Here is a 26,265-nt window from a genome sequence, read left to right as displayed (position 1 = left end):
GGCCCGCACCAAGGAGTTTCGCCATGCTACCGAACCCCAACGACCTGCTGCCGGCCATGGCCAGCGCCCTGACTCAGCACCTCAACCAGCGCCAGATCAGTGAGCCGCGCTTCATCGGCATCCGCACAGGCGGTGTCTGGGTCGCCCAGGCCCTGCTGCAGGCGCTGGGACGTGATGACGCCCTGGGCATCCTTGATGTGTCGTTCTACCGCGACGATTTCACCCAGAACGGCCTGCACCCACAGGTGCAGCCGTCCGAGCTGCCGTTCGAGATCGAAGGCCAGCACCTGGTGTTGATCGACGATGTGCTGATGAGCGGCCGCACCATCCGCGCCGCCCTGAACGAACTGTTCGACTACGGCCGCCCGGCCAGCGTAACCCTGGTCAGCCTGCTCGATCTCAATGCCCGCGAACTGCCGATCCGCCCCGACGTGGTCGGCGCCACCCTGTCGCTGGCGGCCAACGAGCGGGTAAAATTGTCCGGCCCCACGCCGCTGACCCTCGAACTCCAGACGCTCGCCAACTGAGACTCCCTGCGATGACGCCACTCGCCGCCAAGCGCCCGCTGCAGCTGAACGACCAAGGTCAGCTGCGCCATTTCCTCTCACTCGACGGCCTGCCCCGCGAGCTGTTGACCGAAATCCTCGACACCGCCGACTCCTTCCTCGAAGTCGGCGCGCGCGCGGTGAAGAAAGTCCCGCTGCTGCGCGGCAAGACCGTGTGCAACGTGTTCTTCGAGAACTCCACGCGCACCCGCACCACCTTCGAGCTGGCCGCCCAGCGCCTGTCGGCTGACGTCATCAGCCTCAACGTGTCGACCAGCTCCACCAGCAAGGGCGAGACACTGTTCGACACCCTGCGCAATCTCGAGGCCATGGCTGCCGATATCTTCGTCGTGCGCCATGCCGACTCCGGCGCTGCGCACTTCATCGCCGAGCACGTGTGCCCGAACCTGGCGATCATCAACGGTGGCGACGGCCGCCACGCGCACCCGACCCAGGGCATGCTCGACATGCTCACCATCCGCCGCCACAAGGGCGACTTCGAGAATCTCTCGGTGGCCATCGTCGGCGACATCCTGCATTCGCGGGTGGCACGCTCGAACATGCTGGCGCTGAAGACCCTGGGCTGCCCGGACATCCGCGTGATCGCGCCGAAGACCCTACTGCCCATCGGCCTGGAGGAAAGCTACGGCGTGCGCGTGTTCAGCGATGCCAATGAAGGCCTCAAGGACGTCGACGTGGTGATCATGCTGCGCCTGCAGCGTGAGCGCATGCAGGGCGGCCTGCTGCCCAGTGAGGGCGAGTTCTACCGCCTGTTCGGCCTCACCGAGCAGCGCCTCAAGCTGGCCAAGCCGGATGCCCTGGTGATGCACCCGGGGCCGATCAACCGCGGCGTGGAGATCGAGTCGGCAGTGGCCGACGGCCCGCAGTCGGTGATCCTCAACCAGGTCACCTACGGCATCGCCATCCGCATGGCCGTGCTGTCGATGGCCATGAGCGGGCAGAACGCCCAACGTCAACTCAACGCCGAGGAGGCCAACTGATGCGTACCGCAATCCTCGGCGCCCGCGTGATCGATCCCAGCAGCGGCCTGGATCAGGTCACCGACCTTTATATCGACGGAACCAAACTGGTCGCCACCGGCCAGGCACCTGCCGGCTTCACTGCCGACAAGACCTTCGACGCTCAGGGCCTGATCGCCGCGCCCGGTCTGGTCGACCTGTCGGTGGCCCTGCGCGAGCCGGGCTACAGCCGCAAGGGCAGCATCGCCACGGAAACCCTGGCTGCTGCGGCCGGCGGCATCACCAGCCTGTGCTGCCCGCCGATCACCAAACCGGTGCTGGATACCTCGGCGGTGGCCGAGCTGATCCTCGACCGCGCCCGCGAAGCCGGGCACACCAAGGTCTTCCCCATCGGCGCACTGAGCAAGGGCCTGGCCGGCGAACAGCTTGCAGAACTCGTTGCGCTGCGCGATGCCGGCTGCGTGGCCTTCGGCAACGGCCTGGACAACTTCCGCAGCAGCCGCACCCTGCGCCGCGCGCTGGAATATGCGGCCACCTTCGACCTGCAGGTGATCTTCCACTCGCAGGACGCCGACCTCGCCGAAGGCGGCCTGGCACACGAAGGCCCGACCGCCAGCTTTCTCGGCCTGGCCGGCATCCCGGAAACCGCCGAAACCGTAGCCCTGGCCCGTGACCTACTACTGGTGGAGCAGAGCGGCGTCCGCGCGCACTTCAGCCAAATCACCAGCGCCCGTGGTGCCGAGCTGATCGCCAACGCGCAAGCACGCGGTTTGCCGGTAACCGCGGATGTAGCGCTGTACCAGTTGATCCTCACCGACGAGGCGCTGATCGACTTCTCTAGCCTCTATCACGTACAGCCACCACTGCGCTCACGTGCCGACCGTGATGGTCTGCGTGATGCAGTGAAATCTGGCGTCATCTCCGCCATCTCCAGCCACCACCAGCCACACGAGCGCGATGCCAAGCTGGCGCCCTTCGCTGCCACCGAGCCAGGCATCAGCAGCGTGCAATTGCTGCTGCCATTGGCCCTGAGCTTGGTGCAGGACGGCCTGCTGGATCTGCCGACCCTGCTGGCACGTTTGACCAGTGGCCCAGCCGCCGCATTGCGTCTACCGGCTGGCAAGCTGAGCGTCGGCGGGGCTGCCGATATCGTACTGTTCGATGCACAAGCGTCGACCGTCGCTGGCGAGCAGTGGTACTCCAAGGGCAGCAACTGCCCGTTCATCGGCCACTGCCTGCCCGGCGCAGTGCGCTACACGCTGGTCGATGGACATATCAGCTACCAGAGCTGAGCCCTTCGAGCCCGCCAATCGGCGGGCTCGCGTAGGGTGCGCTATGCGCACCAGCCTCTAGCAGACTCTTGGTGCGCACGGCGCACCCTACTGCACCTTCCCACCTGCGACACGCCTTTCACCTGCCACGACATTGGACGAATGAGTGACTCGACGGTCATGATCCACGTCAGGTTAGGCAGCCGAAATTTTCCAAATGCCACCGCCCTATGACCCTGCTCGCGCCCTGAGGCGCCGGCCTGGCGTCGCGCTGGCCTTGTTCAGGAGCTTTTGAGTTATGTCGCGCTTACCTGTGATCGTGGGTTTTGGGGGTTACAACGCAGCCGGGCGCAGCTCCTTCCACCATGGTTTTCGTCGCACCGTGCAGGAGTCGCTGGAGCCCCAGGCACGCCAGGAAACCCTGGCCGGGCTGGCACAGATGATGAAACTGGTGCGCGTGGTCGATGGCCAGTACCAGGATCAGGACGGCCAGCCGCTGAGCCTGGCCGAGATCGAGAGCCGCTATGCCAAGCAGATCCTCGCCGGCACCCTGGTGCGCCGTATCGAGAAGCAGCACCTGGATCCGGACGCGGCTCACTGGCAGAAAAGCATTGGCGTCGCCCCCACCGATGGCGCCAGCCTGAGCTTCCTCACCCAGCGCAAGCAACTGCCCGAGCCGCTGCCAAGCAACTGGTCGATCGAAGAGCTCGAAGGCAACGAAGTGCGCGTCACCCTGCACGACAGCTGCGAATTCAAGGTCGACAGCTATCGCCCGCTGGCAGTGAAATCCGCCGGACAGTTGCCCACCGGCTTCGAGCCGAGCGAACTGTACAACGCCCGTTTCCACCCACGTGGCCTGGCCATGACCGTGGTCGGCGTCACCGACGCGCTACGCTCGGTGGGCATCGACTGGCAACGCATCGTCCAGCACGTCGCCCCGGACGAGATCGCCGTATTCGCCAGCTGCATCATGAGCCAGCTCGACGAAAACGGCTTCGGCGGCATGATGCAGTCGCGCCTCAAGGGCGGTCGCGTCACCGCCAAGCAACTGGCCCTGGGCCTGAACACCATGCCGGCGGACTTCATCAACGCCTACGTGCTCGGTAGCGTCGGCACCACCGGCAGCATCACTGGTGCCTGCGCCACCTTCCTCTACAACCTGCAGAAGGGCATCGAGCAGATCGCCTCAGGCAAGGCGCGTGTGGTCATCGTCGGCAGCAGCGAGGCACCGATCAACCAGGAGTGCATCGAGGGCTACGGCGCGATGGGCGCACTGGCCACCGAGGAAGGTCTGCGCCAGATCGAGGGCAAGAGCGAGGTGGACTTCCGCCGTGCCAGCCGCCCGTTCGGCGACAACTGCGGGTTCACCCTGGCCGAGGCCTGCCAGTTCGTAGTGCTGATGGACGACGAGCTGGCACTGGAGCTGGGTGCCGACATCCACGGCGCCGTGCCGGACGTATTCATCAACGCCGATGGTTTCAAGAAATCCATCTCCGCCCCCGGCCCGGGCAACTACCTGACCGTGGCCAAAGCCGTAGCCAGCGCTGTGCAACTGCTCGGCCTGGACGCAGTGCGCAACCGCAGCTTCGTCCACGCCCACGGTTCCAGCACCCCGGCCAACCGCGTCACCGAGTCGGAAATCCTCGACCGCGTCGCCGCGGCCTTCGGTATCGAGCAATGGCCGGTTACCGCAGTGAAAGCCTTCGTCGGCCATTCCCTGGCCACCGCCAGCGGCGACCAGGTGATCGGCGCCCTCGGCGCTTTCAAGTACGGCATCGTGCCTGGCCTGAAAACCATCGACGCCGTCGCCGGTGACGTGCATCAGCAGCACCTGAGCCTGTCCACCGACGACCGCAAGGTCGGCGAGCAAGCGCTGGACGTGGCCTTCATCAACTCCAAGGGTTTCGGCGGCAACAACGCCAGCGCCCTGGTGCTGGCTCCGCACGTAACCGAGCGCATGCTGCGCAAACGTCACGGCCAGGCCGCTTTCGATGCCTACCTGGCGCGCCGTGAAGGCACTCGTACTGCTGCTGCCGCTTACGACCAACAGGCTCTGCAGGGCAAGCTGGACATCATCTACAACTTCGGCAACGACATGATCGACGACCAGGCGATCTCCATCACCACCGAAGAAGTGAAGGTGCCGGGCTTCGACCAGCCACTGGTGTTCAAGAAGGACGAGCGCTACAGCGATATGCTCGATTGAGCCTGTCGCGCTCCCGTATAGGACGGGTGCAACCCGCCAATATCACGGCGGGTTTCACCCGCCCTACGATTAAAGCGCCCGCGCCAGCTCGATCAACTCTGCACGCCACTCGGCGGCAGCCGGCAGAGCGAGGAAAGACGGATTGAGGAAGGATTCACCCGCCGCATAGGTCAGCGGCGCGCCGGCCAGATCCAGCACTTCGCCACCCGCCCCTTCCAGCACGCCCTGCGCCGCTGCCGTATCCCACTGCGAGGTGGGTGCCAGACGCGGGTAGCAGTCGGCATTGCCTTCGGCCAGCAGGCAGAACTTCAGTGAACTGCCGATATTGGCCAGTGCCGGTTCACCGAAAAGCGCGGCCAAGCCGCTGAGCAAACGCTCCTGCTCCGGGCTGGAGTGGCGCTTGCTGGCTACCAGGGTGAAACCCTGCGCAGACGCCAGACGCACCCTGATCGGTTGTTCGAAACCCGGCGCGTCGCTGCACCAGGCACCGAGGCCGGCACCGCCGTAATAGCAACGGCCATTGGCGGGAATACCGACCACGCCGAAAACCACACGGCCCTGCTCGATCAAAGCGACGTTAACGGTGAACTCTTCGGAGCCGGCGATGAATTCCTTGGTGCCATCGAGCGGATCGACCAACCACCAGCGCGTCCAGGCGGCACGCTCGGCCAGCGGGATATCTGCAGCCTCCTCCGACAGCACCGGCACATCCGGCGCCAACGCCTGCAAGCCATCGAGCAGGATATGGTGTGCAGCCAGGTCGGCGGCGGTTACCGGCGAAGCATCGGCCTTTTCCGTCACCGAGACACCGCTGCGCCAGTACGGCAGGGTCGCTGCGCCAGCCGCGCGTACCAACTCGATCACCTGCGCAATATAGGGATGCATCACAGGCTGAATTCCCCGCGCTGGGTCAGCAGGTCGCGCACCAGGTACAGCGCCGCCAATGCACGGCCTTCGCTGAACTGCTCGTGCTGGGCCAGGCTGGACAGCTCGCGCAGGCTGATGCGGTCGACCCGCATCGGCTCGGGCTCGTCGCCGGGCAGGCGCTCTTCGTACAGATTGCGCGCCAGCACCACCTGAATCTTCTGGCTCATGTAACCGGGCGACAGGCTCAGTTCGGTGATGTACTCCAGCTCGTGCGCGCCGAAACCGGCCTCTTCCTTGAGTTCACGGTTGGCCGCCACCAATACGTCCTCACCCGGCTCGATCAGGCCCTTGGGCAACGACAGCTGGTAGTCATCGGTGCCGCCGCAGTACTCCTCGATCAGTACCGCGTGCTCGGCGTCGAGCATCGCCACGACCATCACCGCACCATAGCCCGAGCCCTTGCCGACCAGTCGCTCATAGGTGCGCTCCGTGCCATTGGAGAAGCGCAATTGCACTTCCTCGACACGAAACAAACGGCTGCTGGCGACAATTTCGCGAGCGAGAACCGTGGGCTTTTGGCGCATGAGGCGACTCCTTGGCGGGACCGAGCGGGTTATCATACAGCGGCTTTCGCCATTATCCGTGGCCGAGATTGCATCAAGGCGAAACAGGCCACGAATCGTTTTTCCCCGGTCAGAGAGATGAGCATGCCCGTACTACCTTGGCAGCAGATCGACACCGTCCTGCTGGATATGGACGGCACCCTGCTCGACCTGCACTTCGACAATCACTTCTGGCTCACCCACCTGCCGCAACGCTATGCCGAGCAGCATGGTGTCAGCCTGGCACTGGCGCAGGCCGAACTGCTGCCGCTGTTTCGAGAGCACGCCGGTACACTGAACTGGTACTGCACCGACTTCTGGAGCCGCGAGCTGCGCCTGTCGATCCGCGACCTCAAGCGAGAAGTCGCTCACCTGATCGCCCTGCGCCCGGATGCCGAGCTGTTCCTGCGCGCCCTGCGCGACGCCGGCAAACGCGTGGTGCTGATCACCAACGCGCACCGCGACTCGCTGTCACTGAAGATGGAGCGCGTCGAGCTGGCGCCCTGGTTCGAGCGCCTGATCAGCTCCCATGACTACGGTTTCCCCAAAGAGGATCAGCAGTTCTGGTTCGCTCTGCGCCAGGATGTCGACTTCGATCCGGCGCGCGCCTTGTTCATCGACGACAGCCTGCCGATCCTGCGTAGCGCCGGACGCTTTGGCGTCGCTCATCTGCTCGCCGTACGTCAACCGGACAGCCAGGCCGACCCGAAGGACACCGAGGAATTCGCTGCGGTGGAAAACTACCAGGAGCTGTTGCAAGACCTGTAGCTGGCTGCAATCAGGACAATCTGACATAGCGCCCCGGATTGCAGCCAAGCCAGAGCCTATTCGGGAATGCGCAACACCTGCCCCGGATAGATCTTGTCTGGGTGACTGAGCATCGGCTTGTTGGCTTCGAATATCTTCATGTAGGCATTGGCATTGCCGTACTCGGCCTTGGCAATCGCGCTCAACGTGTCGCCCTTCTTCACCGTGACGAAGCGCGCTTCGGGCGCGGGCGTGGTCACGCTGATCTGATCATCGACCTCACCGACACCAGCGACGTTGCCCAGCGCCAGGAGAATCTTTTCCTTCTCTTCCTGACTGGCCACTTCGCCGCGCGCGATGACCTTGTCGCCCTCGACGCTGACCTCGATGTTCGGGTTGCCCAGGCCAACCTTGGCGACATGCTCCTTGAGCGATTCGGCGGCCTGCGCCTCCTGACCCACCAGCGACTCCCAGAGCTTGACCCCGGCGTCTTTGACAAAGGCAAACAGACTCATGGCGATTCCTCTCGTTCCTTGTGAATGACCGGGCAAATCGCCCGGAGACCAAAGTCTAGTTCAGGAAACACCCCTGATTAGCGTTCGCGCATTAGAATCCGGGCAGACCAGGAGCGCCCATGGATATCAAGCAGCTGAAATTTCTCGTCGCCCTCGACGAAACCCGCCACTTCGGCCAGGCCGCTGCACGCTGCCACGTGACCCAGCCGACGCTGTCCATGCGCCTGCGCCAGCTGGAGGACGAGCTAGGCCTGGAGCTGGTGCGCCGCGGGCAGCGTTTCGAGGGTTTCAGTGCCGAGGGTGAACGCATCCTGGCCTGGGCGCGCAGCGTGCTGGCCGCACAGGATGGCCTGCTCGCCGAAGCAGCCGCCTGCCGCGGTCATCTGGTGGGCACACTGCGTCTGGGCGTAGTGCCGTTGGCCAGCTTCGACCCCATGCGCCTGGTCAGCCTGTTCGCCGAACGTCATCCAGGGCTGCGCTTTCAACTGCACGCGCTGAGCAGTGACCAGATTCTCGAGCGCCTGGTTCGCAATCAGCTCGACCTCGGCCTGTCCTATCTCGACCGCCTCGACCGTGAGCATTTCACCAGCCTGGAACTGGCCGAAGCGCGCATGGGGCTGCTCTACGATCAGCGCCATTTCCACTTCACCAGCAGCAGTCTGCGCTGGGAACAACTGGCCAGTCTGCCTCTGGGCCTGCTCTCCACCGGCATGCACTTTCGCCAGTCCATCGACCACAGCTTCCGTGCCCGCGGCCTCAGCCCGCTGGTGCGCCTGGAGGCCGATGCCGTCCACCACCTGACCCAGGCCGTCAGTGCTGGCCTATGCTGCAGCGTCATGCCATTGCCGGCGAATGGTTCACCGACCGACGGTCACCTACGCCTACTGCCGATAGAAGATGCCCATACGCTGGCGCCGCAGGGCCTGATCCTGCGTCGCAGCGCCCCTGCCTCGCCGCTCGCGCAAGCCTGCTTCGAAGAAGCACGGGAGTGGTTGGCCAACAACCGATAGAGCCCATCGATCAGAACATCAAAGCCAACGATTAGACGCTCACCGCCCATGGGCCTAGGCTTAGCTGTGTCAATCTGTCACAGAGCGTGCCTCGATGGCCAAGCCAGCCGCCCAGCCGCACATCGCCAGTGCCTATGCATACGCCGAACTCGGTGACGGTCGCGCGCAGCACGCTGCTCTGGCCGAAGAATGTGCCTTGGCGATCAGCTACAACGACCTGAACCAGGCGGTGATGATGGTTTCACCACATCACCTGGAAGATTTTGCCGTAGGTTTCAGTCTCGGCAACGACCTGATCAAGTCAATCGACGACATCTATGACATCCAATTGCGCGGTATCGGCGACAGTCGCGAAGCGCGCCTGCAGGTCAGCAGTCGTGCCTTCTGGGCGCTCAAGCAGCAACGCCGGCAGATGGCTGGCACCAGCGGCTGTGGCCTGTGCGGCGTAGATGCGCTGGAACAGGCACTGCCGGCACTGAAGGCACTGCCTGGCGCAACCTTGCCGCCACTCGAACACCTGCAAGGCCTGCGCGAACGTATCGGTGATCAGCAAAAGCTGGCACGCCACAGCGGCGCGCTGCATGCCGCTCTGTTCATTGACGCCAGCGGCGAGATTCGTCTGTGCCGCGAAGACATCGGCCGCCACAACGCCCTGGACAAGCTGATCGGCGCCATCGCCCGCGAACGTATCGACATTCACGGTGGCTTTGCCCTGGTCACCAGCCGCTGCAGCCTGGAGCTGCTGCACAAGGCGGTACGCGCTGGCATCGGCACCCTGGTGAGCCTGTCCGCCCCCACCGCCCTGACCGTGGAATGGGCGCGGCGCCATCGCCTCAACCTGATCCACCTGCCTCATCACAGCACGCCGCGGGTCTATAGCCCTGCGCCTGACGAAGAAGAACGACCATGAGCCTGCAACCCATCGACCCGCGTTATAAACCCTACAGCGGCCCGGCCGCCGGCTGGGGCGCGTTGAAGAGCGTCACCCGTTTCTGGCTGGACAGCAAACAGCCGTTCAAGAACCTGCGCGCGCTGCTCAAGACCAACCAGAACGGCGGCTTCGACTGCCCCGGTTGCGCCTGGGGCGATTCGCCCGAGGACGGCCATATCAAGTTCTGCGAGAACGGCGCCAAGGCGGTCAACTGGGAAGCCACCAAACGCCGCGTGGACGCGTCCTTCTTCGCCCGTTACACGGTCAGCCAGTTGCGTGAGCAGAGTGACTACTGGCTCGAATACCAGGGTCGCCTGACTCACCCGATGCGCTATGACGCCGCCACCGACCGCTACGTGCAGACCAGCTGGGACGAGGCATTCGCCCTGATCGCCCAGCACCTCAAAGCATTGCCAAGCCCGGATCACGCCGAGTTCTATACCTCCGGCCGCGCCAGTAACGAAGCAGCGTTTCTCTACCAGCTGTTCGTGCGCGCCTACGGCACCAACAACTTCCCCGACTGCTCGAACATGTGCCACGAGGCCAGCGGCGTCGCCCTGGGCCAGAGCGTGGGTATCGGCAAGGGCAGCGTGACTTTCGCCGACTTCGAACATGCCGACGCCATCTTCGTGCTCGGCCAGAACCCCGGCACCAACCACCCGCGCATGCTCGAACCGCTGCGTGAAGCAGTCAAACGCGGCGCCCAGGTGGTCTGCTTCAACCCGCTGAAGGAGCGCGGTCTGGAGCGTTTCCAGCATCCACAGCACGCGCTGGAGATGCTCACCAACGGCTCCGAACCACTGAATACCGCGTTCTTCCGCCCAGCCCTGGGTGGCGACATGGCTGCCATGCGCGGTATCGCCAAGTTCCTCCTGTTGTGGGAGCGCGAGGCACAAGCCAAAGGTGAGCCGGCGGTCTTCGACCATGCCTTCATCGCCGAGCACACCGACGGGGTCGATGCCTACCTGAAGCTGCTCGACGACACCAGTTGGCAAGCGCTGGAAGCCCAGTCCGGCCTGAGCCTGCTGGAGATCGAACAGGCCGCGCGCATGTACCGTCGCGCCGAGCGGGTGATCATCTGCTGGGCCATGGGCATCACCCAGCACCACCATTCGGTGGCCACCATCCAGGAAATCGTCAACCTGCAGCTGCTGCGCGGCAACCTCGGCCGCCCCGGCGCCGGCCTGTGCCCGGTGCGCGGCCACAGCAACGTGCAGGGCGACCGCACCATGGGCATCAACGACCGCCCACCGGTGGCGCTGCTCGATGCCATCGAAAAGCGCTTCCAGTTCACGGTGCCTCGCGAGAACGGTCACAACACGGTCGAGGCGATCAACGCCATGATCGACGGTCAGGCCAAGGTATTCATCGGCCTCGGCGGCAACTTCGCCCAGGCCACGCCGGACAGCCCACGCACTCATCAGGCGCTGCAGAGCTGCGACCTCACCGTGCAGATCAGCACCAAGCTCAACCGCAGCCACCTCACTGTCGGCCGCGATGCGCTGATCCTGCCGTGCCTGGGTCGTACCGACATCGACCATCAGGCCAGTGGCCCGCAGGCGGTGACGGTGGAAGATTCGTTCAGCATGATCCACGCCTCCTATGGCCAGCTCGAACCGCTTTCCGGTAGCGAGATGCGCTCGGAGCCGGCCATCGTCGCCGGCATTGCCAAGGCCACCCTGGGCAACCACCCGGTGGATTGGGACGCGCTGATCGCCGACTACGACCGCATCCGCGACCTGATCGCCGACACCATTCCCGGCTTCCACGACTTCAACCAGCGCGTCGCTCACCCTGGCGGCTTCTACCTTGGCAACTCGGCCGGGGCTCGGCAGTGGAAGACGGCGTCCGGTAAGGCCAACTTCAAGGCCAATGCGCTGCTCGCCGACCTGCTGCCACCGCAGGTACGCGAAAGCGGTGAAACACCGGATCTGATCCTGCAGACCCTGCGCTCGCACGACCAGTACAACACCACGGTATACGGTCTCGACGACCGTTACCGCGGCGTGCGTGGCCAGCGTGACGTGCTCTTCGCCAACGAAGCGGATATCCTCCGTCTGGGCTTCAAGCCCGGGCAGAAGGTGGACATCCGCTCGCTGTGGAACGATGGCATCGAGCGCCGGGTGAGCAGTTTCACCCTGCTCGCCTTCGACATTCCGGCAGGCCAGGCAGCGGCCTACTTCCCCGAGGCCAACCCGCTGGTGCCGCTGGAAAGTGCCGGTGTCGGCAGCAGCACACCGACCAGCAAGTTCGTCGCCATCCGTTTGCAGGCGGCCAGCGGCGGCAATCTGCTGGGCAGCAGCGCAGCGAGCTGACCGGCGGCCAGGAACCTCGTACAGGAATCGCCGGTCAATGGCGTAACGCTCGCCATCTGGCGGTTTCTGTAATCGAGGTGTCCATGAAGTCTCTGCAACTCTTCTTTCTTTCCCTTGGCCTGACCAGCGGCGGTTTTGCCTTTGCCGGCAATACCGAGGCCGGCCTAGGCGGCGCACTGGGTGGTGCCGTGGGGGCGATGGTTGGCCAGCAGGTCGGAGGCAACACCGGCGCAGCAGTTGGCGCGGGTCTCGGTGGCGCAGCCGGCAGCATGGTTGGCGCCGACCGCCGCAGTCGTACCGAAGCCGCCATTGGCGGCGCTCTGGGCGCGGCTGGCGGTAACGTGGTCGGTCAGCAGGTCGGTGGTAACACCGGCGGCGTGGTCGGTGCGGCAGTTGGCGGTGGCGCCGGTGGCGCGCTAGGCAACTACATGGGCAACGCCAGCTACGACGATGATCGTCGCGGCAAGCACCACCATGGCAAGAAACACAAGAAGCACGGCAAGCACTGGCGCCGTCACTGACGGATGCTGAGCACCCAGGGTTCATGGCGACGACCGAAGGCAACTTCGACCTGCGCCTTGAACCCCGTCTGTTCGTAGCTGCGCTCCCAGCCGCGCGCCAGCTCGCGATAGGCGTAGGGCACGCTCAGGCGGTCGTTCTCCAGACGAATGGTGGCGCCATAGCCGGCCTCCTCACCGTGGCGATAGGGCTCGATACGCCCGGCCAGTAAGACCTGACGCTGCCGATCCGGCCAACGCTGGCGCAGTACCTGCTCATCCACACCCGCATCCACCAGCATCAGACGGCTGGCCTGCTGCTCGACGAATTGCAGGCGTCGCTGACGATCGTCACGCTCCTGCTGCAACACCTCGCTCTCAGGCTTGGCGCGTAATTCAGCTTCGGCCACGCTCAGAGCCTGCCGCGCCTCTTCGACCTGACGGCGATACAGCGCTCCATCCAGCTCCAGAACCAACCAGACTTCACGCGCTGGCTGTCTATTCAGGGCTTGTTCATCGGTGGCAGAGAAACCCAGCTCGTGCAGCTTGGCCTCGTCCAGCCAGGGCAGTTGCCAGTCATCACCTAGGCGTTGCCAGCTCAGTTGCAGGCGCAGTACGCCATCGTCCTCATCACGCAACCAACCACCGTAGACGCGCTGCAGCTCGCGCTCGCTGAGCAGCAGTTGCGCCTCGGGCTCGCCGCTGCGGTTGTACCAGACGCCGCCGAGGGCGACGGCATTGCTCAGCAGCACCACGCCGAGACCAAGCCACACTGCCCGCTTCATTGCGCACCTCCAGGCGCGCTGCGCCGCCAGCGTTGCAACACCACCAGCAACAGCACGGCGATCAAACCGAGCAGGAGGAAGAACAGGTAGCGCGGCAGCAGTTGCCACCACCAGTCGAACAGCTTGGCGAAGAGCATGATCAGAGCAAAGACCAGGCCGGTATTGATCACTTCGCCCCAGCCACGACGAATGCCCAGCCATACCGTGAACCCAGCCAGAAGGGAACCGAGCGTCTGGTAGAACGCCTCGATCCAGCCCGTCGACCAGTCGAGGTAGCTGCCACGCCCCCAGTAGGACAGCGCCAGGATCGGGCCAAGCAGGTAGAGCAACCCCATGACCCGGTAGCAGGCAGCGAACCCCGGATAACGCTGCTGCTCGAACCACTGCGGCACGAGCAGAAGCACCACCAGCGGCATGAACAGCTCCGGCCGTTCACCCAGCGACCACCAGTGCCAACCCGCCCAATCGCCCATGCGTGCCGCTATGAACAGACCGAAGCAAAGCAGCGCCACCAGCAACAGCAATCGCTGGCGGCATTGGTAGGCCAGCAGCAGGGCCAACGCTCCCCAGGGCAGCAGGGCCTTGTCCGAAGGGGTGATATTGAAGATCTGCCCGAGCATCGACAGGTTCAGTACGAAGCAGACGAACGCCAGCACGGCGGCCAGCTTGGCGTAGTAGCCAGAAGCATCACGCGCCTGCAGCCAGAAGCACAGCAGCAGGCTGCCCAAGGCACTGCCGACCAGGATGGCGACCTGCGCGAAGGCGTCGAACAATCCCCAGAACTGGTAGAACAGAAAGAACAGCCCGGCCGCCAGGGCCAGCGCGCCGAACAGCGAGGCCAAGCGCATGCCCAACGACAACTGGCGAGCGCGGTCATCGGCGTCGATATCCAGCGTCTGGCGAAAGTGCGCCAGCAATTGGCGATGATGGTTGGCGACGGCCTGCTCCTGCGCCTCGTTCAGTTGCAACACCTGCTCCTGGCGCAATTCGGCCAGTTCCTCGCGGAAGGCGGCGATGCGCGCGGCGCGCTGCTGCGCCTGTTCGCGCTCGAGATCGGACATGGGCACTTCCTGGCGAATGATTGCCCCTCAGCCTAGCACTCCGGCCCCAAAGGTGAGCACGGCGCATCCTACGCCGGTGAGCCATTGGATAGGCCGTGCGCACCACTTTCAATCCATCAGCAATGCCGCCATCGCTGCACGCAAGGTCTCGGGTATCGCGACGGGACGATTGCTCGCCCGGTCGACGAACACATGGACGAAACGCCCGGCGGCGCAGGCCTGCTCCTCGCCTGCCTTGAAAATCGCCAGCTCGTACTGCACCGAACTGTTACCCAGCTTGCCAACCCGCAGCCCGACCTCGATGGCATCGGGGAAAGCGATGGAGGCGAAGTAGTCGCAGCTGGAGCTGACCACGAAACCCACCACCGCACCGCCATGGATATCCAGGCCGCCTTCGGCGATCAGGTAGGCATTCACCGCACTGTCGAAGTAGCTGTAGTAGGTCACGTTATTCACGTGGCCATAGATGTCGTTGTCGTGCCAGCGCGTGGTGATCGGCTGGAAGTGGCGGTAGTCGCCACGCAGGTGTTGGGGTTGGTTCATCGATGATCCTTGGGTTGGAATCGCGGCTAAAGCCCCTCCCACAAAGCTTGCGGATCTGTGGGAGGGGCTTTAGCCGCGACCTAAATCAGTAAGCCGCCTGGTAGATGGCCAGCGCCTGCTGCTCGTTCATTTCACGCGGATTGTTCACCAGCAGACGCTGCTGCAGCATGGCGTCCGCCGCCAGCGTGGGCAACATCGCCTCACTCACACCCGCATCGCGCAGCCGCGTCGGCAGGCCGCTGCGCTGACTGAAGCCGGCCAGCGCCTCGATCAGTTGCTCGGTCTGCAACGCCGCACTGCCTGCCCGTAAACGATCCCCCACTACCAGCGGCGCCAGCTCGGCATACAGCGGCGCAGCCGCCGGCGCGTTGAACGCCAGCACCTGCGGCAACACCAGGGCGTTGGACAACCCATGAGGGATATGGAAGTGGCCGCCCAAGGGGTAAGCCAACGCATGCACCGCCGCCACCGGAGCATTGGCGAACGCCTGACCGGCCAGGCAGGCGCCGAGCAGCATGGCCTGGCGCGCCTGGCGATTGCTGCCGTTGCGCACTACCTCATCGAGGTTGGTCGCCAACAGACGCAGCGCCTCACGCGCCAGCAGATCGGAGATGGGGTTCTTCTTCAAGGCGCTGGTGTATGCCTCGATGGCGTGCACCATGGCGTCGATGCCGGTGGCAGCCGTGACTGCCGCAGGCAGACCGAGGGTCAGGTCGGCATCGAGCAGGGCCAGATCCGGCAACAGCAGCGGCGAGACCACGCCCATCTTGGTGGTCTCGCCAGTGGTGACGATAGCGATTGGCGTGACCTCGGAGCCAGTACCGGCAGTGGTCGGCACCTGGATAAGCGGCAGACGCCGGCCACGCGCATTGCCCACACCGTAGATGTCGCCCAGCGCCTGGCTGCACTCGGGATGCGCCAGCAATGCCACCAGCTTGGCCACATCCATCGAACTGCCGCCGCCAAAGCCGACCACCAGTTCCGCCTGCAACTCACAGGCCCGGGCCACAGCGGCCAGCACCACCGCTTCGGGCGGATCGGCCAGCACTTGGTCGAACACCTGCACCGCCATGCCGGCACGGATGAAGCCCGGCAGCAACGGTTCCAGGAGGCCGAGTCGGGTGATGCCGGGGTCGGTGACGATCAGCACGCGGCGAGCACCGCGCTCACGGCAGAGTTCGGCCAGGCGCAGGCTGGCGCCGGATTCGCAGAGGAGCTGCGCAGTGGTGGCGAAGCTGAAGGGATGCATGGTGATTCCTCCCAATGGATCAGAGCGGGGCCGGCGTCGGACGCTGGCGGGCGAAGAAGTCCCAGATGACCCGGGGGCCGTCGAAACTGGACAGAGTCGGGCCGAGCAGGCGTGGGGCGCGGAAGCCGGCCTGAGGTAGCAGGTGACCGCCGCCGATCAGGCTGTACAGCGCCACCTCGGGGCGACCTGTCCCCTGCCATTGCACGAGTTGGGCACGTTGCGCCGCATCGTCCGGGTTCTGCCAGATTGTGCTGCTGAGGCCGGCGTCGCGAGGGTAGCCGGCGAGTTCGGCGAAATAATTCGCCGACTCAACGGCCGAACGCACGGTGCCCCGATTGCCCACGCCGAACAGGGTGACCACACCGCCGTGGTAGGGGTTGATCGGATCGCGGGTGCCGTTCATCAGCAGCACCGGCACGGGCTGGCCGCTGGGGCTGCAGTCCAGGTTGTCATCGGTCGGCAGGTTCGCGGCGAAGGCGGCCACACCGGCCAGCAGTTGCGGCTGTTCGAGAGCGATGCGCAGGCCGAGTTGGCCGCCGTTGGAATAACCGGTCAGGAAGACGCGGCGGCCATCGCCGTCATGGTCGCTGGCGAAGCGCTGGATCAGCGCGGCGATCAGTCCCTTGTCGTCGATGTTCTGCGCCCGCGCCGGATAGTCCGCGGCGCGCCGGCAGTCGTTCCAGTTGCGCTCGAAGCCCTGTGGGTAGACGACGATGAAACCGTGCTCGTCGGCCAAACGCTCGAACTCGTAGGCGCTGTAACGGCGAATGTCATCGATGGTCTGCAGCGAACCATGCAGAACGAACAGCAGCGGCGCCTTGGCCGGCCGCTGGGCGGGGATGTAGTAGGCGTAGTCGCGCTGGCGCTCGCCGACGGTGATCCGCCCGTGCTGCAGGGTGGCGCTCAGAGCCGGCTGCGCCGGTGCGGGCGTGTAGAGGTAATAGCCGTACAGGCCGGCGATAAGTACACCGATCAGCGACACGACACTCAGCACGATTCTTGTTGTTTTCATCTGTGCCTCTGGGTTTGCAGGGCGAGGTTGCCCGCCCTGCGATTCACCTTCGCCTTACAGCGCGAAGCTCTCCTCGGCCATGGCCATCAGGCACTGAGCACCGCCCAACAGAGACTCGCGATGGGCACTGGCACGCGGCAGCACGCGGCGCAGGTAGAACTGCGCGCTGTGCAGCTTGGCCTGGTAGAAATCCACCTCGCCGCTACCAGCCTCAAGGGCATCCTGCGCTCGCGCCGCCGCCTGCAACCAGAAACCGGCCAGCAGCAGATAAGCCGAATACTGGAGGAAATCCACCGACGTGGCGCCAATCTCCTGCGGATCGCGCTGACAGGCCGCGAGCACAGAAGCAGCCAGGTCGCGCCATTCACCCAGGCGGGCCTGCACAGCACTCGCCATCTCCGCCAGGGCCGGGCAACCGGTCTGGGTGTCGCACAAGTCGCTGAACTCGGCCTGCAACGCAGACAGTTCGGCACCGCCGTCGCCCAGCAGCTTGCGACGGATGTAATCCAGCGCCTGGATGCCGTTGGTGCCTTCGTAGAGTTGGGTAATGCGGCTGTCGCGCATCAGCTGCTCCATGCCCCACTCGCGAATGAAGCCGTGCCCGCCGTAAACCTGCACGCCATGGCTGGCCACTTCCTGGCCCATGTCGGTGAAGAACGCCTTGACGATGGGGATCAGCAGCGCCGCGCGCTTGCCAGCGGCCTTGCGTGCCTCGGTCGAGTCGGCGCCATGCTCGAGGTCGAGCTGACGTGCGGTGTAGGCGGCCAGCATGCGGCAGCCCTCGACCAACGTCTTCTGGGTCAGCAGCATGCGTCGCACGTCAGGGTGAACGATGATCGGATCGGCCGCTTTTTCCGGCGCTTGCGCCCCTGTCAGCCCCCGCGATTGCAAACGCTCGCGGGCATAACGCAGCGCGCCCTGGAACGCCGCCTCGCCGATCCCCAGGCCCTGCAGGCCGACCTGAAAGCGCGCGTCGTTCATCATGGTGAACATGCAGGCCAGGCCCTGATTGGCCTCGCCCACCAGCCAACCGGTGGCGCCGTCGAAGTTCATCACGCAGGTGGAGGCGCCCTTGATGCCCATCTTGTGCTCGATGGCACCGCACGACAGCGTATTGCGTTCACCCGGCGAGCCATCGGCGGCGGCGATGAACTTAGGCACCAGCAGCAGGCTGATGCCCTTCACGCCCGCCGGTGCATCCGGCAGACGCGCCAGCACCAGGTGGATGATGTTCTCCGACAGATCCTGTTCGCCGCCACTGATGAAGATCTTGCTGCCGCTGACACGGTAGCTGCCATCGGCCTGCGGCTCGGCGCGGGTACGCAGCAGCGCCAGGTCGGTGCCGGCCTGCGGCTCGGTCAGGCACATGGTGCCCGTCCACTGACCGCTGACCAGCTTGCCCAGATACTGCTGCTTCAACGCTTCGCTGCCGTGCCTGTGCAGCGCCAGCACCGCGCCCTCGGTCAGCCCGGAGTAGACGCGGAACGACAACGACGCGCCCATCAGCATCTCGTGAAAGGCGAAGGCCACCAGTTGTGGGAAGCCCTGGCCGCCGTACTCCACCGGGCCGGTCATGCTCGCCCAGCCGTTGTCCACGTACTGCCGGTAGGCCTCGGCAAAGCCCTTGGGCGTGCTGACCTGGCCGTTTTCCAGGTGGCAGCCCTCCTCATCGCTGTTGCGATTGAGCGGCGCGACCTCGCCTGCGGCAAAGGCCGCAGCCTCCTCCAGCACGCCGTCGATCAGCTCGCGATCCAGGCCGTTGCCCAGACGCTCGCAGTGACCGGCAGCGTCGAACAGTTCGTGCAGGACGAAGCGCATATCGCGCAATGGCGCCTGATAGCTCATACCCGGCCCTCCTGTATGTCGGAAAACTGCTTGCCGGCCGAGGCCAGGCGTTCGATCAGCGCCGCCGGCTGCCAATGGCCGCCAAAACGCTCGCTCAGTTGCAGCAGGCGTTGACGGATGGCCGCGACACCCTCGCCATCGGCCCAGGCCATCGGGCCGCCGCGCTCGGCAGGGAAACCGTAGCCATTGAGATAGACCAGATCGATGTCGCGGCTGTTAGCGGCGATGTTCTCTTCGAGAATCTTCGCGCCTTCGTTGACCAGTGCCAGCAGGCAGCGCTCGAGAATCTCCTCGTTGCCGATATCACGGCGACTGAAGCCCAGGCGCTCGGACTCGGCTTGCACCAGCGCGTCCACCTCGGGATCGTGCTCCGCCTGACGACTGCCCGGCGCATACAGGTAATAGCCTTTGCCGCTCTTCTGGCCGAAGCGGCCCAGTTCGCACAGGCGGTTGTCCACCTGTACCGCCGGGTCGTCCTGGCCCTGGCCGGACAGTTCACGGGCACGCCATTCCAGGTCGATGCCGACCACGTCGTACATGCGAAACGGCCCCATGGCGAAGCCGAAGCCCTGCAGCGCCGCGTCCACCTGATGCGGCCAGGCGCCTTCGAGCAGCAGCATGCGTACCTCACGAACGTAGGTGTGCAGCATGCGGTTGCCGATGAAACCGTGGCAGTTACCGGCCACCACCGCCACCTTGTCCATGCGCGCGCCCAGTTCTTGAGCTGAGTCCAGCACAGCTGGCGCGGTCTTGGCGCCGCGGACGATCTCCAGCAGCTTCATGATGTGCGCCGGGCTGAAGAAGTGCAGGCCCAGCACTGCCTCCGGCCGTGAAGTGACGGCAGCGATGGCGTCGATATCCAACGCCGAAGTGTTGCTGGCCAGGATCGCACCAGGATTCATCACCGCGTCCAACTCACGGAAGATACGTTGCTTGAGGTCGAGGTTCTCGTACACCGCTTCGATCACCAGATCGGCGTCGGCCAGGGCCGCGTAGCTGTCCACCGCCTCGATACGTGCCCGTCGCGCAGCCGCTTGCGCCGCATCGATACGCCCCTTGGCGACGTTATGCGTCCAAGTTTCCTCGGCCATCGCCAGGCCCTGCTCGACCATCTGCGGGTTGTTGTCCAGCCACAGCACGCGCAGGCCGGCATTGGCCAGGCTGATGACAATGCCGCGGCCCATGGTGCCGGCGCCGATCACGGCGGCACAACGAAGCGGCGAGACGACTTTATTCATTTTTGTTCCTCTCGTGCACGAACAGGCTGGGCACCCTTAAAAACTACCTGCGTTGTCATCGCTGCGTTAAAAACAGGCTAAAAATGCTCATTTACAACTCGTAAACTGCGCTTTTTCGCCTGTTTTCGCCTCGCGCTGACTGCCTCGCCTACGTTTTTAAGGGCACCCAGAGACTTGGTTCACGATAAGCAAGCCGCTACTATTTTTGAAATTTAGTCTTGTGATACGACGTATTCAGCAGATGAATTTCATCAATTTCGACCTCAACCTGCTGCGGGTGCTGGACGCTCTGCTACGCGAACAGAACGTCTCGCGCGCCGCCGAACGCCTGTCCCTGAGTCAGCCGGCGGTCAGCAATGCGCTGGGTCGTCTGCGCGAGCTGCTCGGCGACCCGCTGCTGGTGCGCGTGGGCAGGCGCATGCAACCCACGCCACGTGCACTGGCGCTGGAAGCCCCGATCCGCAGCGCACTGCGCCAATTGGAACAGAGCCTGAGCGCTGGCGAGACCTTCGAGCCGGGCGAAAGCCGCCAGCGCTTTTGCATCGCCGTCACCGACTACGTGGAGCTGGTGTGCATGCCGCGCCTGCTCGACCGCCTGAGCCAGAAGGCGCCGGGCATTGGCATCGACATTCGCCACCTCAGCCCGAGCCTACCAATGGAGGCGCTGGACAAGGGCGATCTGGATCTGGTGCTGGGCCGCTTCGACGAGATGCCAGCGCGCTTCGCCCGTCGCCACTGGATGAGCGAGACGCTCAAACTGGCGGTACGCCGCGATCATCCGCTGCTGCGCCAGGGCAACATGGATCTGGACACCTTCCTACGCCTGCGCCACCTCTGGGTACATGGTGGACAGACCCGCGGCATGGTCGATCAGTGGCTGGGCGAACAGGGCCTGTCGCGGCAGATTCTCTACACCACGCCGAACTACCTGCAGGCGGCGCATATCGTCGCTGGCAGCGAACTGACCGCCGTGCTGCCCACCGCCTTGGCCCGACACTTCGCCACGCTGTTGCCGCTGCAGTTGTTCGACCTGCCCTTCACCCTCGGCCCGTTCCACCTAGAGGTGGTCAGCCTGGCGCAGCGCCAGCGCGATGCCGCGCTGCAGTGGCTGATCGAGGAGATCGCCGCGGTGGCCAACCCGTAGGGTGCGCACCGGCCATTCTTCAATCTACGGGTGATGCAATGTCGGTGCGCACAGCACACCCTACCTCTCGACTTGGCGATCGGCGCGGCCGCCCAGATACCAGCCGAGTACGCCCCATAGCGCAGCACAGAGCGCACCGACCATGGCCACCAGCCAGGCGCCGTGGCCGAGCATGTCCAGTCCGGCCTTGGCCCAACCGCTGAGGGCATCACCACCGCGATAGACCACTGTGTCGATGAAGTTCTTCGCCTTGTACTTGCTCTCGGCATCCAGCGGGGCGAAGAGCATTTCCCGCCCCGGCCGGACGAAGGCGTATTCGCCAATGCGGCGCACGATCATCAGCCCCGCCAGCATGGCGAAAGTCGGCGCCAGCGCCAGGCCGATAAAGCCCAGGCACACCAGCGCCGGTACGATCGACAACAACACGCGTACGCCCAGCTTCTGCGCCACCCGCCCGGTGATGAACAACTGCGCAGCCAAGGCGCCGGCCTGCACGACAAAGTCGATCACGCCAAATACCTTCACCTGCGCGGCGCGATCCGGAAACAGCTCCGCGACAAGCCGAGCCTGCTCGAAATAGAGAAAGGTGCTGACCGACGTCAGCAGCAGGATGAACGCGCCAATACCCAGCAGGTAGCGCGAACCCAGCATGCGCGTCAGGCCGCTGAAGGGATTGCCCGGCACCGGACGTCGCGGGCTCTCGCTGCTCACCGCCCCTGGGCGGCCGGCACCTTGCTGCTCGCGCCAGCCCATCAGGTAACGCTTGAGTGCCATGGACACACCCAACAACACGGCGGCCATCAGCATCAATCCGGACTCGCCAACAACCCCGATCAGCAGTGCACTCAACAGCGGCCCACAGAGCCCGCCGACACTGGCTCCTGCCGCGATGAAGGCGAACAGCCGGCGCGCCTGGGCACCATCGAACACGTCAGCCATCAGGCTCCAGGCCACGGAAACGACGAACAGGTTGTAGACCGAGATCCACACGTAGAACACCCGCGCCAGCCACACGCTGTCGTGATCGACGCGAAACAGCAGGACGAAGGCGAGCAGGTTGAGACAGAAGAAGCCGTACACCCAGTCGATGAAATGGATGCGCGGGACTTTCGAGTTGAGCCAGGCAAACATCGGCACAGCCAGCAGCATGACGACGAAGGTGGCGGTGAACAGCCACTGCAGGTTGTTCACCCCGCCGGTGATGCCCATCGCCTCACGGATCGGCCGCAGCATGAAGTAACCGGCGAACAGGCAGAAGAACAGGGCGAAGCCGGCCAGCACCGCGGCCAGTTCTTCACCTTCGGCATTGATCGCCCGCGCCAGGCGCCGGGTGAGCGCCTGCATCTCAGGCGAACAGCTCGATGATGCGCTGGCGCTGTGCCGCGTCTGGCAGCCGCCCCTGACCGGCGAGGATGTTATCGGCCATGTAACGCGGGTTGGAGGTGGCCGGAATCACTGCCGTCACCGCCGGGTTGGCGAGGATGTACTTGAGCATCAGCTGCGCCCAGGACGTGGCATCCAGATCCACGGTGGCCCAGTCGGGCAGGCTCTTGCCGCGCACCCGGTCGAAGAGCGCGGAACGCTGGAACGGCCGGTTGATCAGCACCGCGATGCCTTTGTCGGCGCAGTAGGGCAACAGCTCACGCTCGACGTTGCGCTCGCCGATGGAGTAGTTGAACTGGACGAAATCCACCGGTTCCTTGCGCAACACCTCGAGCAGGCGCTCATGGGCAGAATCCAGATAATGCGTCACGCCGATGTAGCGCACGCGGCCCTGCTCCTTGAGCTCGCGCAACAGTCCGAGCTGAGTGCTGGTGTCCTGCAGGTTGTGCACCTGCATCAGGTCGATGGTGTCGGTGCGCAGGGCGGCGAAGCTCGCCTCGACCTGCCGCTCACCTGCCTCACGTCCCGTGGAGGAAACCTTACTGGCCAGGAACAACCGCTTGCGCATGCCATCCTCGGCGGCCAACGCGCCGCACACCGCCTCGGCCCGACCATAGCTGGGTGCGGTGTCGACCAGGCTGGCGCCACCATTGACCAGATTGCGCAGCACCGCTCGCAGCAGGTTCAGCGCCTTGTCGTCCATCGCCACATCATGCGTTCGCGAGGTTCCCAGACCAATGGCCGGCAACATTTCACCGCTACTGGGTATCGCCCTTTTCAACAAGGGCGCCGCGGCGAAAGCGGATGGCGGTAACCAGGGCATCAGGGCGGCGAATGCCGCCAGGCTGGCGCTGCCGTGCAGGAATCGACGACGACTGGGCATGGCTGGGCTCCTTTGGGAACGACGAAGGGGGTCGGTTCGTTATAGGCACAGACCGCGCTCAGACCAAGGCGTTACATCCACTGCGGAGTCAGCGTAGGGAATGAGAATCAGACAGCCAAATGGCTACAGAGCCGCTGTGGCGGGAGGAAGGGGGAAATGTGGAGGGTTACCAGCGCAATATCCGGTAACCAAAAACGCCGCTGCGTCAGGCGGGGAACGACGCAGCGGTCGGGAAACCCCGATCAGGCAGCGCGCGAAGCAGAGTCGCTGATCAACATGCCGTGGGAGACGAGATAGCAGCGATGACCGTTCTGCAGGGTCAGAGGGCTGCGGCTGGCGATGATCCAGCCTTTGCTCAGCAATTGCTCGATATGAGCCCGCAGAGCGGGTAGATGGCGCTGTTCCTTCATAGCCGACCTCTCGTTGAAAGGGTGACGCAGCACGCGCTGGTTCATCCGTGATACAGATCGCAAAAGTGTAGTGGCGCAATGCCAGAAAAGTAAGCGGCGCGATTGTGCATTTTTTTGTAGGACATTCGCTATACCTTCCTAGCAATCAGGGCTGCATCAGCACCGTTTGCTCTGCACTCTGCGGCGCGGAAAACATCAGGTAGTCGTCCTCCAGCTTGCCGTAGCGCAGCAATGCCAGATCGAGCAGATAGTTCTGGTGCAGCTTCCAGGGCACGCGGTCGCCCTGCGTCGGCAGCAGATGCGAGGCGCGCTCGATATAGCCCGACTGCAGGTCGAGAAAAGGTTCCGGGTGCACCTCGCCATGGCGATCACGCGGCGTCACCTGGCGCATGCCGATGACATCCAGATGATTGATCAGACGGCAGAAGTATTCGCTGGAGAGGTCGGCCTTGAGTGTCCAGCTGGCGTTGGTGTAACCCATCACCACTGCCAGGTTGGGCAAGTCACGCAGCATGATGCCTCGGTAGCCCATGCTATTCGGCGCCTCGAAGGGCGCACCGTCGACGCTCACGGCGATACCGCCAAACAGCTGCAGTTGCAGGCCGGTGGCACTGACGATGACATCGGCGGCCAGCTCCTCGCCACTCTTCAGGCGAACGCCCTGCGCGGTAAAACGCTCGATCTCGGCCGTCACCACTTGCGCCTTGCCCTGACGCAGCACACGGAACAGATCACCGTCCGGCACCGCGCAGACGCGCTGATCCCAAGGCTTGTAGCGGGGGCTGAAGTGGCGCAGGTCGACGCCGCCCAGCTGTCGCCGCACCAGCCCCAGCAACACCCGGCGAACCAGATTGGGAAAGCGCTTGGCCAGTTTGTAGAAGACCAGTTGCAGGGTCACGTTGCGTCCGCGTGCCAGGCGATACACCCAGGTTTCGGGCAGGACGCGACGTAGCGCGTTGGACAGTGCATCACGCTGCGGCAGGTTGATCACGTAGCTGGGCGAGCGCTGCAACATGGTGACCTGCGCACCCTGCTCGGCCAGCGCCGGCACCAGGGTCACGGCGGTCGCGCCGCTGCCGATTACCAGCACGCGCTTGCCGCAGCAATCGAAGCCCTCCGGCCACAGCTGCGGGTGAATGAAGGTACCCTGGTATTCCTCGCGGCCGGTGAATTCCGGGGTGTAGCCGGCCTCGTAGCGATAGTAGCCGGTGCACATCATCAGAAACTGGCAGCTCATGCGCAGCGGTTCGCTGTCGTCGCCACGCTGTACCAGCAGTTGCCAGGTGGCGCTGGTGCTGCACCAATCGGCCTTGAGCACCTTGTGCCGATAACGGATCAGCCGGTCGACACCATGCTCGGCGGCGGTCTGCACGATATAGCGGCGGATCGACGGACCATCGGCGATGGCCTGCGGGTCGCTCCAGGGTTTGAAGTTGTAGCCGAGGGTATACATGTCCGAGTCGGAACGGATGCCCGGATAGCGAAACAGATCCCAGGTGCCGCCCATGGCCTCGCGCCCTTCCAGAATGGCGAAACGCTTGTCCGGGCACAGACGTTTGAGGTGGCAGGCAGCACCGACACCGGACAGGCCAGCGCCGATGATCAGGACATCCAGGTGTTCCACGGACATGAGAGACACTCGCGAGAGATGAATGCTGAGCTTCACCTTAGTCGAGAGCGCTGTCATCCGTTCTTTAGTGTGGCTAGAGTGGCCATGAACAACCAGCGGGAGCGCTCATGAACACGGCCACCTGGGAACTGCTGTCCTACATCGTCACCGTGGTGGCGCTGCCGTTCGCCATCGCCGTATTTCTCTTCGAGCAGCGCAAGGAACGGCAGAACGAGGAAGACGCCACCTGGCAGCAGGTGTCCGACGCCTACATCGACTTTCTCGAAGTGGTGCTGGCCAACCCCGATCTGCGTCTGCGCAGCCAGCACGCCACGACCGACCTGAGTGAGGAGCAGCAGGAGCGCATGCTGGTGATCTTCGACATGCTGGTCTCGCTGTTCGAGCGCGCCTACCTGCTGCTCTATGAGCCGAAGATGGACGAGAAACGCCGGCGCCGCTGGCACTCCTGGGAGGATTACATGCGCGAATGGAGCCGCCGCGAAGACTTCCGTGAACGCCTGCCACAGCTGCTGCGCGGCGAGGATCCGGGCTTCGCGGCCTACATCCAGCAACTCGCCCAGGAAGAAGCGCAGAACCCCGTGTGAGCAGCGCGACTG

Annotated in this window: 25 protein-coding genes; 11 read left to right on the top strand and 14 right to left on the bottom strand. The window is 64.5% G+C overall.

Translation table 11 applies throughout. The annotated features are described in order from the left end of the window. Positions 1 to 23 precede the first annotated feature (23 nt). From pyrR to HS968_RS02290, 4 genes are all read left to right on the top strand, one after another. Positions 24 to 527 (top strand): bifunctional pyr operon transcriptional regulator/uracil phosphoribosyltransferase PyrR, encoded by a 504-nt coding sequence (pyrR, locus tag HS968_RS02305; protein WP_119692221.1) that lies wholly within the window; start codon positions 24 to 26, stop codon positions 525 to 527. 11 nt (positions 528 to 538) lie between these two features. Then, entirely contained in the window at positions 539 to 1,546 is a 1,008-nt protein-coding gene (locus HS968_RS02300; protein WP_011920651.1) for an aspartate carbamoyltransferase catalytic subunit, read from the top strand. Further along, positions 1,546 to 2,817, top strand: coding sequence for a dihydroorotase (locus HS968_RS02295; protein ID WP_182369971.1), 1,272 nt, complete (start codon positions 1,546 to 1,548; stop codon positions 2,815 to 2,817). Before HS968_RS02300 ends, HS968_RS02295 begins: the two co-directional genes overlap by 1 nt. Before the next feature lie 277 nt (positions 2,818 to 3,094). Further along, positions 3,095 to 5,002, top strand: coding sequence for a beta-ketoacyl synthase (locus HS968_RS02290; protein ID WP_182369969.1), 1,908 nt, complete (start codon positions 3,095 to 3,097; stop codon positions 5,000 to 5,002). A 69-nt stretch (positions 5,003 to 5,071) separates the two neighbouring features. Here HS968_RS02290 and cysQ read toward each other — a convergent pair whose 3' ends face one another. Further along, complete coding sequence (gene cysQ / locus HS968_RS02285) at positions 5,072 to 5,890, bottom strand: 3'(2'),5'-bisphosphate nucleotidase CysQ (RefSeq protein WP_182369967.1); 819 nt, start codon at positions 5,888 to 5,890, stop codon at positions 5,072 to 5,074. Further along, positions 5,887 to 6,453, bottom strand: coding sequence for an ADP compounds hydrolase NudE (nudE, locus tag HS968_RS02280; protein WP_074676569.1), 567 nt, complete (start codon positions 6,451 to 6,453; stop codon positions 5,887 to 5,889). Before nudE ends, cysQ begins: the two co-directional genes overlap by 4 nt. A gap of 123 nt (positions 6,454 to 6,576) precedes the next feature. On the opposite strand from nudE, the gene yrfG reads away from it, so the two are divergent. Continuing rightward, positions 6,577 to 7,239, top strand: a complete 663-nt coding sequence (yrfG, locus tag HS968_RS02275; RefSeq protein ID WP_182369965.1) for a GMP/IMP nucleotidase — start codon at positions 6,577 to 6,579, stop codon at positions 7,237 to 7,239. A gap of 56 nt (positions 7,240 to 7,295) precedes the next feature. On the opposite strand, the gene lysM is transcribed toward yrfG, so the two are convergent. Next, a complete protein-coding gene (gene lysM, locus HS968_RS02270) occupies positions 7,296 to 7,733 on the bottom strand; it encodes a peptidoglycan-binding protein LysM (protein ID WP_106737540.1) in 438 nt (145 codons plus the stop codon). Between the two features lie 119 nt (positions 7,734 to 7,852). Here lysM and HS968_RS02265 point away from each other — a divergent pair, with 119 nt between their 5' ends. The 4 genes from HS968_RS02265 to HS968_RS02250 all read left to right on the top strand — a co-directional run bounded on the left by HS968_RS02265 (position 7,853) and on the right by HS968_RS02250 (position 12,510). Next, the gene (locus HS968_RS02265; protein WP_182369964.1) at positions 7,853 to 8,743 is read left to right on the top strand and encodes a LysR family transcriptional regulator; all 891 of its coding nucleotides are present in this window, start codon (positions 7,853 to 7,855) and stop codon (positions 8,741 to 8,743) included. Between the two features lie 94 nt (positions 8,744 to 8,837). Beyond that, positions 8,838 to 9,653, top strand: a complete 816-nt coding sequence (gene fdhD / locus HS968_RS02260) for a formate dehydrogenase accessory sulfurtransferase FdhD (protein WP_182369962.1) — start codon at positions 8,838 to 8,840, stop codon at positions 9,651 to 9,653. After that, positions 9,650 to 11,989 (top strand): FdhF/YdeP family oxidoreductase, encoded by a 2,340-nt coding sequence (locus tag HS968_RS02255; RefSeq protein WP_182369960.1) that lies wholly within the window; start codon positions 9,650 to 9,652, stop codon positions 11,987 to 11,989. The genes fdhD and HS968_RS02255 overlap by 4 nt, the downstream gene beginning before the upstream one ends. Positions 11,990 to 12,072: 83 nt before the next feature. After that, complete coding sequence (locus HS968_RS02250; RefSeq protein ID WP_119692236.1) at positions 12,073 to 12,510, top strand: hypothetical protein; 438 nt, start codon at positions 12,073 to 12,075, stop codon at positions 12,508 to 12,510. On the opposite strand, the gene HS968_RS02245 is transcribed toward HS968_RS02250, so the two are convergent. The 7 genes from HS968_RS02245 to HS968_RS02215 form a co-directional block, all read right to left on the bottom strand. Beyond that, positions 12,504 to 13,271 carry a DUF4824 family protein gene (locus tag HS968_RS02245; protein ID WP_182369958.1) on the bottom strand — a complete coding sequence of 256 codons (768 nt, stop codon included), beginning with the start codon at positions 13,269 to 13,271 and terminating at the stop codon, positions 12,504 to 12,506. The two genes, HS968_RS02250 and HS968_RS02245, sit on opposite strands and share 7 nt — an antisense overlap. Beyond that, on the bottom strand, positions 13,268 to 14,332 hold the full coding sequence (locus tag HS968_RS02240) for a DUF2157 domain-containing protein (RefSeq protein ID WP_182369957.1): 1,065 nt from the start codon (positions 14,330 to 14,332) through the stop codon (positions 13,268 to 13,270). The genes HS968_RS02245 and HS968_RS02240 overlap by 4 nt, the downstream gene beginning before the upstream one ends. Before the next feature lie 108 nt (positions 14,333 to 14,440). Then, the gene (locus HS968_RS02235) at positions 14,441 to 14,875 is read right to left on the bottom strand and encodes an acyl-CoA thioesterase (protein ID WP_182369956.1); all 435 of its coding nucleotides are present in this window, start codon (positions 14,873 to 14,875) and stop codon (positions 14,441 to 14,443) included. Between the two features lie 85 nt (positions 14,876 to 14,960). Continuing rightward, positions 14,961 to 16,124, bottom strand: coding sequence for an iron-containing alcohol dehydrogenase (locus tag HS968_RS02230; RefSeq protein ID WP_182369955.1), 1,164 nt, complete (start codon positions 16,122 to 16,124; stop codon positions 14,961 to 14,963). 19 nt (positions 16,125 to 16,143) lie between these two features. Continuing rightward, positions 16,144 to 17,136, bottom strand: coding sequence for an alpha/beta hydrolase family esterase (locus tag HS968_RS02225; protein ID WP_182369954.1), 993 nt, complete (start codon positions 17,134 to 17,136; stop codon positions 16,144 to 16,146). Positions 17,137 to 17,190: 54 nt separating this feature from the next. Further along, the gene (locus HS968_RS02220; protein WP_182369953.1) at positions 17,191 to 18,981 is read right to left on the bottom strand and encodes an acyl-CoA dehydrogenase C-terminal domain-containing protein; all 1,791 of its coding nucleotides are present in this window, start codon (positions 18,979 to 18,981) and stop codon (positions 17,191 to 17,193) included. Continuing rightward, on the bottom strand, positions 18,978 to 20,219 hold the full coding sequence (locus HS968_RS02215; protein WP_182369952.1) for a 3-hydroxyacyl-CoA dehydrogenase: 1,242 nt from the start codon (positions 20,217 to 20,219) through the stop codon (positions 18,978 to 18,980). Before HS968_RS02215 ends, HS968_RS02220 begins: the two co-directional genes overlap by 4 nt. Before the next feature lie 241 nt (positions 20,220 to 20,460). Here HS968_RS02215 and HS968_RS02210 point away from each other — a divergent pair, with 241 nt between their 5' ends. After that, positions 20,461 to 21,363, top strand: coding sequence for a LysR family transcriptional regulator (locus tag HS968_RS02210; RefSeq protein ID WP_182369951.1), 903 nt, complete (start codon positions 20,461 to 20,463; stop codon positions 21,361 to 21,363). 60 nt (positions 21,364 to 21,423) lie between these two features. On the opposite strand, the gene HS968_RS02205 is transcribed toward HS968_RS02210, so the two are convergent. The 4 genes from HS968_RS02205 to HS968_RS02190 all read right to left on the bottom strand — a co-directional run bounded on the left by HS968_RS02205 (position 21,424) and on the right by HS968_RS02190 (position 25,669). Next, positions 21,424 to 22,707, bottom strand: a complete 1,284-nt coding sequence (locus tag HS968_RS02205) for an NTP/NDP exchange transporter (RefSeq protein WP_182369950.1) — start codon at positions 22,705 to 22,707, stop codon at positions 21,424 to 21,426. Between the two features lies 1 nt (position 22,708). Then, on the bottom strand, positions 22,709 to 23,629 hold the full coding sequence (locus HS968_RS02200) for an aldo/keto reductase (protein ID WP_182369948.1): 921 nt from the start codon (positions 23,627 to 23,629) through the stop codon (positions 22,709 to 22,711). A gap of 242 nt (positions 23,630 to 23,871) precedes the next feature. Further along, positions 23,872 to 24,039 carry a hypothetical protein gene (locus HS968_RS02195; protein ID WP_179623547.1) on the bottom strand — a complete coding sequence of 56 codons (168 nt, stop codon included), beginning with the start codon at positions 24,037 to 24,039 and terminating at the stop codon, positions 23,872 to 23,874. Between the two features lie 145 nt (positions 24,040 to 24,184). Continuing rightward, positions 24,185 to 25,669, bottom strand: a complete 1,485-nt coding sequence (locus HS968_RS02190; protein WP_182369946.1) for a flavin-containing monooxygenase — start codon at positions 25,667 to 25,669, stop codon at positions 24,185 to 24,187. A 107-nt stretch (positions 25,670 to 25,776) separates the two neighbouring features. Between HS968_RS02190 and HS968_RS02185 the strand changes: the two genes are divergently transcribed. Then, a complete protein-coding gene (locus tag HS968_RS02185) occupies positions 25,777 to 26,253 on the top strand; it encodes a hypothetical protein (RefSeq protein WP_119692248.1) in 477 nt (158 codons plus the stop codon). Positions 26,254 to 26,265: the final 12 nt, after the last annotated feature.

The sequence above is a fragment of the Pseudomonas berkeleyensis genome, assembly GCF_014109765.1.
Lineage (GTDB): Bacteria > Pseudomonadota > Gammaproteobacteria > Pseudomonadales > Pseudomonadaceae > Aquipseudomonas > Aquipseudomonas berkeleyensis.
Note: the sequence above shows the minus strand (reverse complement) of the source record. Positions and strands in the feature narration are given on the sequence as shown.

What these genes read in the sequence shown, in the direction of transcription:
- pyrR (WP_119692221.1), top strand. Translation starts at nt 24, where the DNA reads ATGCTACCGAACCCCAACGACCTGCTGCCGGCCATGGCCAGCGCCCTG.
- HS968_RS02300 (WP_011920651.1), top strand. Translation starts at nt 539, where the DNA reads ATGACGCCACTCGCCGCCAAGCGCCCGCTGCAGCTGAACGACCAAGGT.
- HS968_RS02295 (WP_182369971.1), top strand. Translation starts at nt 1,546, where the DNA reads ATGCGTACCGCAATCCTCGGCGCCCGCGTGATCGATCCCAGCAGCGGC.
- HS968_RS02290 (WP_182369969.1), top strand. Translation starts at nt 3,095, where the DNA reads ATGTCGCGCTTACCTGTGATCGTGGGTTTTGGGGGTTACAACGCAGCC.
- nudE (WP_074676569.1), bottom strand. Translation starts at nt 6,453, where the DNA reads ATGCGCCAAAAGCCCACGGTTCTCGCTCGCGAAATTGTCGCCAGCAGC.
- yrfG (WP_182369965.1), top strand. Translation starts at nt 6,577, where the DNA reads ATGCCCGTACTACCTTGGCAGCAGATCGACACCGTCCTGCTGGATATG.
- lysM (WP_106737540.1), bottom strand. Translation starts at nt 7,733, where the DNA reads ATGAGTCTGTTTGCCTTTGTCAAAGACGCCGGGGTCAAGCTCTGGGAG.
- HS968_RS02265 (WP_182369964.1), top strand. Translation starts at nt 7,853, where the DNA reads ATGGATATCAAGCAGCTGAAATTTCTCGTCGCCCTCGACGAAACCCGC.
- fdhD (WP_182369962.1), top strand. Translation starts at nt 8,838, where the DNA reads ATGGCCAAGCCAGCCGCCCAGCCGCACATCGCCAGTGCCTATGCATAC.
- HS968_RS02255 (WP_182369960.1), top strand. Translation starts at nt 9,650, where the DNA reads ATGAGCCTGCAACCCATCGACCCGCGTTATAAACCCTACAGCGGCCCG.
- HS968_RS02250 (WP_119692236.1), top strand. Translation starts at nt 12,073, where the DNA reads ATGAAGTCTCTGCAACTCTTCTTTCTTTCCCTTGGCCTGACCAGCGGC.
- HS968_RS02245 (WP_182369958.1), bottom strand. Translation starts at nt 13,271, where the DNA reads ATGAAGCGGGCAGTGTGGCTTGGTCTCGGCGTGGTGCTGCTGAGCAAT.
- HS968_RS02240 (WP_182369957.1), bottom strand. Translation starts at nt 14,332, where the DNA reads ATGTCCGATCTCGAGCGCGAACAGGCGCAGCAGCGCGCCGCGCGCATC.
- HS968_RS02235 (WP_182369956.1), bottom strand. Translation starts at nt 14,875, where the DNA reads ATGAACCAACCCCAACACCTGCGTGGCGACTACCGCCACTTCCAGCCG.
- HS968_RS02230 (WP_182369955.1), bottom strand. Translation starts at nt 16,124, where the DNA reads ATGCATCCCTTCAGCTTCGCCACCACTGCGCAGCTCCTCTGCGAATCC.
- HS968_RS02225 (WP_182369954.1), bottom strand. Translation starts at nt 17,136, where the DNA reads ATGAAAACAACAAGAATCGTGCTGAGTGTCGTGTCGCTGATCGGTGTA.
- HS968_RS02220 (WP_182369953.1), bottom strand. Translation starts at nt 18,981, where the DNA reads ATGAGCTATCAGGCGCCATTGCGCGATATGCGCTTCGTCCTGCACGAA.
- HS968_RS02215 (WP_182369952.1), bottom strand. Translation starts at nt 20,219, where the DNA reads ATGAATAAAGTCGTCTCGCCGCTTCGTTGTGCCGCCGTGATCGGCGCC.
- HS968_RS02210 (WP_182369951.1), top strand. Translation starts at nt 20,461, where the DNA reads ATGAATTTCATCAATTTCGACCTCAACCTGCTGCGGGTGCTGGACGCT.
- HS968_RS02205 (WP_182369950.1), bottom strand. Translation starts at nt 22,707, where the DNA reads ATGCAGGCGCTCACCCGGCGCCTGGCGCGGGCGATCAATGCCGAAGGT.
- HS968_RS02200 (WP_182369948.1), bottom strand. Translation starts at nt 23,629, where the DNA reads ATGCCCAGTCGTCGTCGATTCCTGCACGGCAGCGCCAGCCTGGCGGCA.
- HS968_RS02195 (WP_179623547.1), bottom strand. Translation starts at nt 24,039, where the DNA reads ATGAAGGAACAGCGCCATCTACCCGCTCTGCGGGCTCATATCGAGCAA.
- HS968_RS02190 (WP_182369946.1), bottom strand. Translation starts at nt 25,669, where the DNA reads ATGTCCGTGGAACACCTGGATGTCCTGATCATCGGCGCTGGCCTGTCC.
- HS968_RS02185 (WP_119692248.1), top strand. Translation starts at nt 25,777, where the DNA reads ATGAACACGGCCACCTGGGAACTGCTGTCCTACATCGTCACCGTGGTG.